Origin of the sequence: Pseudomonas asplenii (genome assembly GCF_900105475.1) — a bacterium.
GTDB lineage: Bacteria > Pseudomonadota > Gammaproteobacteria > Pseudomonadales > Pseudomonadaceae > Aquipseudomonas > Aquipseudomonas asplenii.
Map to the genome: position 1 here is coordinate 3,453,609 of NZ_LT629777.1, position 11,590 is coordinate 3,465,198.

Annotated in this window: 11 protein-coding genes; all 11 read left to right on the forward strand. The window is 59.5% G+C overall.

Annotated features, from left to right (window positions below):
* The first annotated feature begins 213 nt into the window (after positions 1–213).
* The 11 genes from BLU37_RS15875 (at position 214) to fliG (ending at position 11,586) form a co-directional block, all read left to right on the forward strand.
* Entirely contained in the window at positions 214–1,074 is an 861-nt protein-coding gene (locus BLU37_RS15875; RefSeq protein WP_090206425.1) for a flagellin domain-containing protein, read from the forward strand.
* 74 nt (positions 1,075–1,148) lie between these two features.
* Entirely contained in the window at positions 1,149–1,535 is a 387-nt protein-coding gene (locus BLU37_RS15880) for a flagellar protein FlaG (protein ID WP_029379524.1), read from the forward strand.
* Between the two features lie 82 nt (positions 1,536–1,617).
* Positions 1,618–3,099 (forward strand): flagellar filament capping protein FliD, encoded by a 1,482-nt coding sequence (fliD, locus tag BLU37_RS15885; RefSeq protein WP_090206428.1) that lies wholly within the window; start codon positions 1,618–1,620, stop codon positions 3,097–3,099.
* Positions 3,100–3,230: 131 nt separating this feature from the next.
* Positions 3,231–3,626, forward strand: a complete 396-nt coding sequence (fliS, locus tag BLU37_RS15890) for a flagellar export chaperone FliS (RefSeq protein WP_090206430.1) — start codon at positions 3,231–3,233, stop codon at positions 3,624–3,626.
* Positions 3,627–3,639: 13 nt separating this feature from the next.
* Positions 3,640–3,936, forward strand: a complete 297-nt coding sequence (locus BLU37_RS15895) for a flagellar protein FliT (RefSeq protein ID WP_090206434.1) — start codon at positions 3,640–3,642, stop codon at positions 3,934–3,936.
* Between the two features lie 171 nt (positions 3,937–4,107).
* A complete protein-coding gene (locus BLU37_RS15900; protein WP_010449935.1) occupies positions 4,108–5,583 on the forward strand; it encodes a sigma-54 dependent transcriptional regulator in 1,476 nt (491 codons plus the stop codon).
* Positions 5,584–5,712: 129 nt separating this feature from the next.
* Positions 5,713–6,903 (forward strand): sensor histidine kinase, encoded by a 1,191-nt coding sequence (locus BLU37_RS15905; protein ID WP_172833113.1) that lies wholly within the window; start codon positions 5,713–5,715, stop codon positions 6,901–6,903.
* 2 nt (positions 6,904–6,905) lie between these two features.
* Positions 6,906–8,306: a sigma-54-dependent response regulator transcription factor FleR gene (gene fleR / locus BLU37_RS15910; RefSeq protein ID WP_090206439.1), complete on the forward strand. Its 1,401-nt coding sequence runs from the start codon at positions 6,906–6,908 to the stop codon at positions 8,304–8,306.
* A gap of 135 nt (positions 8,307–8,441) precedes the next feature.
* Positions 8,442–8,771, forward strand: a complete 330-nt coding sequence (gene fliE / locus BLU37_RS15915; protein ID WP_010449930.1) for a flagellar hook-basal body complex protein FliE — start codon at positions 8,442–8,444, stop codon at positions 8,769–8,771.
* Positions 8,772–8,786: 15 nt separating this feature from the next.
* Entirely contained in the window at positions 8,787–10,574 is a 1,788-nt protein-coding gene (gene fliF / locus BLU37_RS15920; protein ID WP_090206442.1) for a flagellar basal-body MS-ring/collar protein FliF, read from the forward strand.
* Positions 10,567–11,586 (forward strand): flagellar motor switch protein FliG, encoded by a 1,020-nt coding sequence (gene fliG / locus BLU37_RS15925; RefSeq protein ID WP_010449926.1) that lies wholly within the window; start codon positions 10,567–10,569, stop codon positions 11,584–11,586. Before fliF ends, fliG begins: the two co-directional genes overlap by 8 nt.
* Positions 11,587–11,590: the final 4 nt, after the last annotated feature.

Here is an 11,590-nt window from a genome sequence, read left to right on the forward strand (position 1 = left end):
AGACAGGGTGCGGTTCTCTGGCGCCATTTTTCCTGGGTGGGCGTGCGCTAAGCCCTTGTTTTTCTAAGGGTGGCAGGTTGCTAGCAAATTTTTTGAAAAAAGCCCTCAAGCAACCTGCTATTCCGACGATAACTATTACGAAGGTTCTCTAGGCCACACCCGGCGGTTGCCAGGGCCGGAAGCCGTAGTACACCACCCAACGAGGAATTCGTCATGGCTTTAACAGTAAACACCAACACTACGTCGCTGAACGTTCAGAAGAACCTGAACCGTGCTTCCGATGCCCTGTCTACCTCCATGCAGCGCCTGTCTTCCGGTCTGAAAATCAACAGCGCCAAAGATGACGCCGCTGGCCTGCAGATCGCTACTCGCATGAGCTCGCAGATCCGTGGTGGTACCCAGGCTATCCAGAACGCCAACGACGGTATCTCCGTTGCCCAGACCGCTGAAGGCGCTCTGCAAGCTTCGACCGACATCCTGCAGCGTATGCGTGAACTGGCTGTTAAAGCTCGTAACGGCACCAACGGCACCGCCGACCAGACCGCTACCAACGCTGAATTCGCTCAGATGTCTGACGAATTGACCCGTATCTCGGCTTCCACCAACCTGAACGGCAAAAACCTGCTGGACGGTTCGGCTGGTACTGTGACCCTGCAAGTCGGTGCCAACACCGGCAGCGCCAACCACATCGACCTGGTTCTGAGCTCGAAATTCGACGCCGTCAGCCTGTCGGTAGGTAGCGGCACCGTGGTTCTGACTGGTACCACCGGTACTGGTGCAGGTTCGGCCGCATCGAACATCGACAACGCGATCACCGCGATCGACGCTGCAATCGCTGCCATCGGTGCTACCCGTGCCAGCCTCGGTGCTTCGCAAAACCGTCTGACCAGCACCATCTCCAACTTGCAGAACATCAACGAGAACACCACTGCTGCACAGGGTCGCGTACAAGATACCGACTTCGCCGCAGAAACTGCTAACCTGACCAAGCAACAGACCTTGCAACAAGCTTCCACCTCTGTTCTGGCCCAGGCTAACCAACTGCCTTCCGCTGTACTGAAGCTGCTTCAGTAATTCCGGGATGAGCTTTGGCGAGGGGGTGCGATGGTTGCACTCTCTCGCCTTTTTACGTTGAGAGGTGATGAAAGATGGACATGAGTGTAAAACTTAATCTGTCTTACCCAGCTGTTCTACCGGCCACATCCAGCAATACCCCAGTGGTCGATAAGCCGGCTGCGGCGCCTCAGGCTGATACGGTGAAGCCTGTAGAGGCTACCGATGCAACCGATGCCAACAACAAGGATTCAGGTTCCTCCGAAAGACTCAAGCGGGCTGTGCAGGACATCGAGAAGTTCGTGCAGTCGATCAAGCGCAACCTGGAGTTCTCGATTGATGAGCATTCCGGGAAAGTCATCGTCAAGGTGATTGCCAGTGATACGGGTGAGGTGGTCAGGCAGATTCCTACCGCTGAGGCCATGAAATTGGCCGATAGCCTGAGTTCGGCGAGTAGCGTACTGTTCGATGGGAAAGCCTGACAGCTGGCATGAATAGTGTTTGCAGGATCTTTGGCTGCTCTTGAAGGTCAAAAGATCGGCAGCAACCTGACGGGAGAAGCACATGGCAAGTCCAATTTTACCGGGTACGGGCCTCGGCTCGGGCCTGGATATCGGTTCTATCGTTACTGCGCTGGTGAACGCCGACAAATCGGCCAAACAGACGCAGATCGATACTGCGACAAAAACCAATACGCTGAAGATTTCCGGCATAGCGTCGCTCAAGAGTGCCCTTGCGGCGTTCCAGAAGACCATGACCGACCTCAGTGCTACGACCAGCACTGCATTTGCCGGCTACACGGCGACGTCGGGCACCGCGACCACACTGACCGCGACGTCCGACAATACAGCCGTTCCAGGTACCTATAACGTTGTCGTGTCTAGCCTTGCCACCAGTTCGAAAGTGGCCAGCGCCTCGTTTTCCGGTGGTGCTAGCAGTGCTATTGCGCAGGGTACCCTGACGATCAGCAGTCAAAATGGTGCTAGCTATAACGTTGACATCCCGGCGAATGCCACCTTGCAGAGCACCCGGGATCTGATCAACAGCAAGCTGGGTAGCAATGGCATCTCGGCCAACATCGTGACCGACAGTACCGGCGCATCACGCATGGTGATCGGTTCGACGGCGACGGGTGCAGGTTCGGACCTGCAGGTCAGTGGTATCGCAGGCCTGGAAATCGACGGCACTCACGTCATGAGCAGCAGCCCTTCGGCGTCGGATTCCGGTGCCGTCAGTGCTGTCGCCAAGGATGCCTCGTTGACTATCGATGGTCTGCAGGTGACCAGTAAAAGCAATACCGTGACCGGCGCGATCAGCGGCCTGACCTTGAACCTGTTGTCGGCGGGCTCTGCGGGTGTCGGTGCCAGTTCGACGGTCACCGTGGCGACCAATACCACCGGTCTGCAGACTTCTATCCAGTCGTTTGTCGACTCCTATAACACCCTGATGAATACCATTACCTCCCTGTCCAAAGCGACGGCGGATGCGGATGGCAATCTGACAGTATCGGCGGCGTTCACCGGCGACTCGCTGCCGCGTTCGCTGATCTCCGATCTGCGTGAACAGCTCACGGCGACAGGGGCGGGTGGGCCCTTGTCGGTGCTGTCGCAGTTGGGTGTGTTGACGGTGGCCGGTAATGACGCCAGCAACTCCGGGAACCTGTCTTTCGATACCGCAGCGTTCAGCAAGGCGATAGCCGCTCCGGGCATGAGTGGTCAGGTGCAGCAGTTGTTCAACGGCACCAACTCGACCAACGGTCTGTTCTCGCGCATGGGTAGTGCGCTCAACACCTACCTGGGCAAGCCGGTCGGGTCGAGCGGCGTGCGCACGGGTGGAGTGCTCGATGATCGCAACACCAGTCTGCAGTCTCTGGCCAAGAACCTGACCAGCCAGCAAGCTGCGTTGGATCTGCGTGTCGCCAACATGACCAAGACCCTGACGGCCAAGTACAACGCCATGGACCTGCTGGTCGGGCAGATGAAGGCGACGGCGAACAGTATCACCTCGTTCTTCAGTTCGCTGAACGCGCAGCAGTCCTCCAAGTAAATCTGGGCTGACGCCAAAAACCCGGCTACGCTTTATGGCGCGCCGGGTTTTTGCCTTTTTGGGTTAAAGTTTTTTGACTTAAAGGCGATACACTGGTCATACGAACTTTTAGAGTTGCAGCGAGGTACGACATGAACCCGATGTTAGCCCTTCGGCAGTATCAGAAAGTGGGGGCTCAGGCACAGACCTCCGAGGCGACTCCTCACCGTCTGGTGCAAATGCTGATGGAAGGTGGCCTGGATCGCATTGCTCAGGCCAAGGGTGCCATCGAGCGCAAGGATATCGCAGCCAAGTGCGTGGCGATCAGCAAGGCCATCGGTATCGTCGGTGGTCTGCGTGAGGGGCTGGATCTGGAGAAGCAGGCTGATGCCCTGGCAGACCTGGACAGTCTCTATACCTACATGATGAAGCGTCTGGCCGAGGCCAACATCAAGTCCGATCCGAAGATCCTTGATGAAGTCGCTGGTCTGCTCAGCACGGTCAAAGAGGGCTGGGACGCCATCGGCGCGCCCGTTCCACAGTTCTAAGGAGTACAGCGTCATGAGCCTCGTACTGCAGCGTATCCAGGAAACCCGTGAAGCTCTGGTGAAGGCCCTGGCCGAACGTGACTGGGGGAGCATTGCCGAGCTGGACCTTGCCTGTCGTGCCTGTATGGAGGACGTGCTCAACGAGGCCTCGGTTGATGAGGACGCCTTGCGCAGTAACCTGGAAGAGCTGTTGCACGTCTATCGTCAGTTACTGGAGACGGCAATGGCGGAAAGACAGGCTATAGTTGAGGAGATGCAGCATCTTCAGCACGCGCAGAATGCGGCGAAGGTATACCATTTATTTGGTTGACATCGAGTTAATTTGACCGTCTTGCGCCATAAATTTGACTGTGTACGATTTTTTGACTTAACTAGTGCTGTTTTCCAGATTTCAGTCGTCCTAGAAGGTGATAGCCCACCTCGGGCGTCAAGATTGCCCGCCCATCCGGGGCATCGAGTTGACTAGGGAAGTTGCTATTGCATGTGGCGTGAAACCAAAATTCTGCTGATCGATGACGATAGCGTTCGCCGCCGTGACCTGGCGGTGATTCTAAATTTTCTCGGCGAAGATAACCTGGCCTGCAGCAGTAATGACTGGCAGCAGGCGGTCGACTCTCTGACGTCCAGTCGTGAGGTGTTGTGTGTCCTGATCGGAGCGCTCAACTCACCCACGGGACTATCGGGCCTGCTTAAGACACTGGGAACCTGGGATGAGTTCCTTCCTGTCATGCTTTTAGGCGAAAATAGTTCCTCCGAGCTGTCGGAGGACTTGCGTCGCCGGGTGCTTTCCAATCTGGAACTGCCGCCCAGCTACAGCAAATTGCTCGATTCCCTGCACCGTGCCCAGGTCTACCGCGAGATGTACGACCAGGCCCGCGAGCGCGGTCGTCAGCGCGAGCCGAACCTGTTCCGCAGTCTTGTCGGCACCAGTCGGGCCATTCAGCACGTGCGCCAGATGATGCAGCAAGTGGCCGATACCGACGCCAGTGTGCTGATCCTCGGTGAGTCCGGCACCGGCAAGGAAGTGGTCGCGCGCAACCTGCATTACCATTCCAAGCGGCGTGATGCGCCCTTTGTTCCGGTCAACTGTGGGGCGATTCCGGCAGAGCTGCTGGAAAGTGAACTGTTCGGGCACGAAAAAGGTGCCTTCACCGGCGCTATCACCAGTCGGGCCGGTCGTTTCGAGCTGGCCAATGGCGGTACGCTGTTCCTCGATGAAATCGGCGACATGCCGTTGCCAATGCAGGTCAAGCTGTTGCGTGTGCTGCAGGAGCGTACTTTCGAACGTGTGGGCAGCAACAAGACCCAGAGCATCGACGTGCGGATCATTGCGGCTACCCACAAGAATCTCGAAAGCATGATCGAGGTGGGCAGTTTCCGCGAAGACCTCTACTACCGTCTGAACGTCTTCCCGATCGAGATGGCGCCGTTGCGTGAGCGGGTCGAGGATATTCCGTTGCTGATGAACGAGCTGATCTCGCGCATGGAGCATGAGAAGCGCGGTTCGATCCGCTTCAACTCGGCCGCGATCATGTCGCTGTGTCGTCATGCCTGGCCGGGTAACGTCCGCGAGCTGGCCAACCTGGTGGAGCGCATGGCGATCATGCATCCCTACGGCGTGATTGGTGTGGCGGAGTTGCCGAAGAAATTCCGTTATGTCGACGATGAAGACGAGCAGATGGTCGATAGCCTGCGCAGCGACCTTGAGGAGCGCGTAGCGATCAATGGCCATACGCCAGACTTCAGTACCTCGGCGATGCTTCCGCCCGAGGGGCTCGATCTCAAGGACTACCTGGGTGGCCTGGAGCAGGGGCTGATCCAGCAGGCGCTGGACGATGCGAACGGTATCGTTGCGCGAGCGGCCGAGCGTCTGCGGATTCGCCGTACCACCCTGGTTGAGAAGATGCGCAAGTACGGCATGAGCCGTCGTGAGGGTGATGAACAGGCAGATGATTGACGCCTATTTCTCAAGTCGCTGAAAAGTCAGGCGGTTTTTTTTAGGCACGGGTATTGCTAAGTCTCCCGCAACGTTCCGTTTAAATGACGGTCAGTCATGCGAGAGATTACGATGCCCCAAGCCGCCCAGATGTCTCCTGTCCCCGACGCCGGGGGGCAACCATCTTCCGTAGAGCAGACGAGCCGGCTGGGTCTTGAGCAGGCGTTTGCACTGTTCAGCCAGATGTCTACGCAGCTCACCGATTCCTACAGCATGCTTGAGGCCCGGGTCACCGAACTCAAGGGTGAACTGGCCGTGGTCAGCGCCCAGCGCATGGCTGAACTGGCGGAAAAGGAGCGCTTGGCCAATCGGCTGCAGAATCTTCTGGACCTGTTGCCCGGCGGCGTCATCGTGATCGATTCCCATGGTTTTGTCTGCGAGGCCAATCCCGCTGCCCGTGAGTTGCTCGGTGAGCCGCTGGAAGGCGAGTTGTGGCGGCAGGTAATTGCGCGGTGCTTCGCGCCGCGTGAGGATGACGGTCATGAAATCTCGCTCAAGGACGGTCGCCGCCTGTCGATTGCCACGCGTTCGCTGGAAGGCGAGCCGGGCCAGTTGGTGCTGCTCAATGATCTGACTGAAACCCGTCGCCTCCAGGATCAACTGGCCCGTCACGAGCGTTTGTCCTCCCTGGGACGAATGGTTGCTTCCCTGGCTCACCAGATCCGTACGCCCCTGTCGGCGGCGTTGTTGTATGCCAGCCATCTGAACGAGCAGACCCTGTCGGTGGAAACCCAGCAGCGGTTCGCCGGGCGTCTGAAAGAGCGTCTGCATGAGCTCGAACATCAGGTGCGCGACATGCTGGTATTCGCCCGTGGCGAACTGCCGCTGACCGATCGCCTTACGCCCGCGACCCTGCTGCAAACTTTGCAGGCGGCCGCGCAGACCCATGTGCAGGGTGTAGCGATCCGTTGGCAGTGCGACAGTCATGACGGCGAGTTGCTGTGCAATCGCGACACCCTGGTCGGTGCGCTGCTCAATCTGATCGAAAACGCCATTCAGGCCAGCGGTGCCGACCTGCGTTTGAAGGTACACCTCTACAATCGTGGTAATACCCTGCGTCTGAGTGTCAGTGATAATGGCAGTGGCATCGAGCCGCAGGTACTGGCGCGCCTGGGCGAGCCTTTCTTTACCACCAAGACCACCGGTACCGGCCTTGGCCTGGCGGTGGTCAAGGCTGTCGTCCGGGCGCACCAGGGCGATATGCAATTGCGTTCACGGTTGGGGCGCGGCACCTGCGCGATGTTGTGTCTGCCGCTGATTCCCGGAGCCACGGAGGCATAGTGATGGCTGTACAGATCAAGGTCCTGCTGGTCGAGGATGATCGGGCATTGCGCGAAGCGCTGGCCGATACCCTGCTGTTGGCCGGGTATGAATTCCACGCGGTGAGTTGTGCCGAGGAGGCCCTGGAGGCGGTGGCACGTCAGTCGTTCAGCCTCGTGGTCAGTGATGTGAACATGCCAGGCATGGACGGGCATCAGTTGCTGGGGTTGTTGCGTGCCCGTCAGCCGTTGTTGCCGGTCCTGCTGATGACCGCTCATGGCGCCGTCGAGCGTGCGGTGGAAGCGATGCGCCAGGGCGCCGCCGATTACCTGGTCAAACCCTTCGAGCCCAGGGCCCTGATGGAACTGGTGGAGCGCCATGCGCTGGGCCGGTCCGGGGTGGTGGAGAGCGAAGGGCCGATTGCTGCCGAACCGGCCAGTGCGCAATTGCTGGAGTTGGCCTCGCGTGTCGCCCGCAGTGATTCGACGGTGCTGATTTCCGGGGAGTCGGGGACCGGCAAGGAGGTGCTGGCACGCTACATTCACCAGCAGTCCCAGCGTGCCAGCCAGCCGTTTGTCGCAATCAACTGCGCAGCCATCCCTGACAACATGCTCGAAGCTACGCTATTTGGTCATGAGAAGGGTTCCTTTACGGGGGCGATCGCGGCCCAGGCGGGCAAGTTCGAGCAGGCCGACGGCGGCACCCTCTTGCTGGACGAGATATCGGAAATGCCCCTGGGGCTGCAGGCAAAGTTGCTGCGGGTGTTGCAGGAGCGTGAAGTCGAACGGGTGGGTGCGCGCAAGCCGATTGCCCTGGATATCCGGGTGGTGGCGACCACCAACCGCGATCTGGCCGCCGAGGTGGCTGCGGGGCGGTTCCGTGAGGATCTCTATTATCGGCTGTCGGTTTTTCCGCTGGCCTGGCGCCCGCTGCGCGAGCGTACCGCCGATATCCTGCCGCTGGCCGAGCGCCTGCTGGCCAAGCACAGCGTGAAAATGAAACATGCTGCCGTCAGATTGTCGCCTGGGGCTCAGGCCTGTCTGGTCGGTTATGCCTGGCCGGGCAATGTGCGTGAACTCGACAATGCGATCCAGCGTGCGTTGATTTTGCAACAGGGCGGTTTGATCCAGGCCGAGGACTTCTGTCTGGCCGGGCCGATCGCATGTGCGCCATTGCCAGCGATGCGGGTACCTTTGGTGGAAGCGGACGCCAGCGAAATGGCGGTGGCCGAATCCGCAGGTGCGCTCGGCGACGATCTGCGTCGGCGCGAGTTCCAGATGATCATCGACACCCTGCGCGCCGAGCGTGGGCGTCGCAAGGAAGCGGCGCAGCGACTGGGTATCAGTCCGCGTACGCTGCGCTACAAATTGGCGCAGATGCGCGATGCCGGTATGGACGTTGAGGCCTATCTGTTCGCCACTTGAGTCGCTTTACCCGCTTTACGCTGATGTATCGGATTTTATTCGGAGGCGACAAGGAGATGGCACCCTTGTTGCTAACACCATCAGTAATCGCTGTATGAGTGTCAAAAAATTGCAGGTCGCCGGAGAGGGTCGTTCATGAGCCAGGGTATTGAATTTAATCGGTTGATGCTGGACATGCGGGCCATGCAAATGGACGCCATGGCCCAGCCGAAGTCGGCGGTGGCCGCGCCGGAAGTCGCTGGTAGCAGCTTTGCCGACCTGCTCGGCCAGGCTGTCGGCAAGGTCAACGAGACCCAGCAGGCTTCGAGCCAGTTGGCCAATGCCTTCGAAATCGGCAAGAGTGGCGTCGATCTGACGGATGTGATGATTTCCTCGCAAAAAGCCAGTGTCTCGTTCCAGGCGTTGACCCAGGTCCGCAACAAGTTGGTCCAGGCGTATCAAGACATCATGCAGATGCCGGTTTAAGGGCGAGATTGAGTCATGGCAGAAGCAGTCGCTGATAACGTCCCGGCCAAGGCCGGTGCGGCAGAGAGCAAACCTCCGCTGTTTGGTTTGTCCTTTCTGGAAAACCTTTCCGAGATGACCATGCTGCGTCAGGTCGGCCTCATGGTCGGTCTGGCAGCCAGCGTGGCGATTGGTTTTGCCGTGGTATTGTGGTCCCAGCAACCTGACTACCGGCCGCTGTATGGCAGCCTGGCCGGTATGGATGCCAAACAGGTCACCGAAACCCTGGCGGCGGCGGACATTCCCTACACCGTTGAACCGAACTCTGGCGCACTGTTGGTCAAGGCCGAAGACGTGTCCCGTGCGCGCCTGAAACTGGCGGCCGCGGGCGTGACCCCGACCGATGGCAATATCGGTTTTGAAATTCTCGACAAGGACCAGGGCCTGGGTACCAGTCAGTTCATGGAGGCGACCCGTTACCGGCGTGGTCTTGAAGGCGAACTGGCACGGACCATTTCCAGTCTGAACAACGTCAAGGCCGCGCGCGTGCACCTGGCGATTCCGAAAAGCTCGGTGTTCGTCCGTGACGAGCGCAAGCCAAGCGCCTCGGTATTGGTTGAACTCTATCCGGGCCGCTCGCTGGAGCCGGGTCAGGTGTTGGCGATCATCAACCTGGTAGCGACCAGCGTTCCTGAACTGAGCAAGTCGCAGATCACTGTGGTCGACCAGAAGGGCAACCTGCTCTCCGACCAGGCGCAGAACACCGAATTGACCATGGCCGGCAAACAGTTCGACTACAGCCGTCGAATGGAAAGCATGTTGACCCAGCGGGTGCACAACATCCTGCAACCGGTCCTGGGTAACGATCGCTACAAGGCCGAGGTTTCGGCGGATGTCGATTTCAGCGCGGTCGAATCGACCTCCGAGCAGTTCAACCCGGATCAGCCGGCGCTGCGCAGCGAGCAGTCGACCAGTGAGCAACGCACCGCCAGCAACGGTCCGCAGGGCGTTCCTGGCGCGTTGAGCAACCAGCCTCCGGCGCCGGCTTCGGCTCCGCAGACCACCGGTGGCGCTGGCGCTTCGGCCAGTGCCGTGCAACCGGGCCAGCCGCTGCTCGATGCCAATGGTCAGCAGATCATGGACCCGGCGACCGGCCAGCCAATGCTGGCGCCGTATCCATCGGACAAGCGTCAGCAGTCGACCAAGAACTTCGAGCTTGATCGCTCCATCAGCCATACCCGGCAGCAGCAGGGTCGCCTGACCCGCCTGTCGGTGGCCGTGGTGGTCGACGATCAGGTCAAGGTCAACGCGGCCAACGGCGAAACCACCCGGGCCCCCTGGAGTGCCGACGAATTGGCGCGCTTCACTCGTCTGGTCCAGGATGCCGTCGGTTTCGATGCCAGCCGCGGCGACAGCGTGAGTGTGATCAACGTGCCGTTCTCCGCCGAGCGCGGAGAAGTGATCGCCGATATCCCGTTCTACTCGCAACCCTGGTTCTGGGATGTGGTCAAACAGGTATTGGGTGTGTTGTTCATCCTGGTCCTGGTGTTCGGGGTACTGCGTCCGGTGCTCAACAACATCACCAACGGTGGCAGGAACAAGCAACTGGCCGGTCTCGGCAGCGATGTCGAACTCGGTGGCATGGGCGGTCTGGATGGCGAACTGGCGAATGACCGTGTAAGCCTGGGTGGTCCGCAGAGCATTCTCCTGCCGAGCCCGAGCGAAGGTTATGACGCGCAGTTGAATGCCATCAAGAGTCTGGTAGCCGAAGATCCGGGCCGTGTGGCACAGGTCGTCAAAGAGTGGATTAACGCTGATGAGTAATAACGCCGCCGTCACCCAGAAGTTGACCCGGGTCGATAAAGCCGCGATTTTGCTGCTGTCGCTGGGTTCGGCCGATGCCGCACAGGTGTTGCGCCACATGGGGCCCAAGGAGGTCCAGCGTGTCGGCGTGGCCATGGCGCAGATGCGCAATGTGCATCGCGAGCAGGTCGAGCAGGTCATGAGCGAGTTCGTCGATATCGTCGGCGACCAGACCAGCCTGGGCGTTGGCTCCGACGATTACGTACGCAAGATGCTGACCCAGGCCCTGGGCGAAGACAAGGCCAACGGCCTGATCGACCGCATCCTGCTCGGTGGCAACACCAGCGGCCTGGACAGCCTCAAGTGGATGGAGCCACGTGCCGTGGCCGACGTCATTCGCTATGAGCACCCGCAGATCCAGGCGATCGTCGTGGCCTACCTCGATCCTGACCAGGCCGGTGAAGTGCTGAACAACTTCGACCACAAGGTGCGCCTGGACATCATCCTGCGGGTTTCCTCGCTGAACACCGTTCAGCCGGCGGCCCTCAAGGAGCTCAACCAGATTCTCGAGAAGCAGTTCTCCGGCAACTCCAATGCTGCCCGTACCACCTTGGGCGGTATCAAGCGTGCCGCAGATATCATGAACTTCCTCGACAGCTCGATCGAAGGCCAACTCATGGATTCGATCCGCGAGGTGGACGAGGACCTGTCGACCCAGATCGAAGACCTCATGTTCGTCTTCAACAACCTGTCCGATGTCGACGACCGTGGCATCCAGGCGCTGCTGCGCGAAGTGTCCTCGGACGTGCTGGTGCTGGCGCTCAAGGGGTCCGACGAGGGCGTCAAGGAAAAGATTTTCAAGAACATGTCCAAGCGTGCGGCCGAACTGTTGCGCGACGACCTCGAGGCCAAGGGGCCGGTGCGCGTCAGCGACGTGGAAACCGCGCAGAAGGAAATCCTCACCATCGCCCGCCGTATGGCCGAAGCCGGAGAAATCGTGCTCGGCGGCAAGGGCGGCGAAGAGATGATCTAAGGAT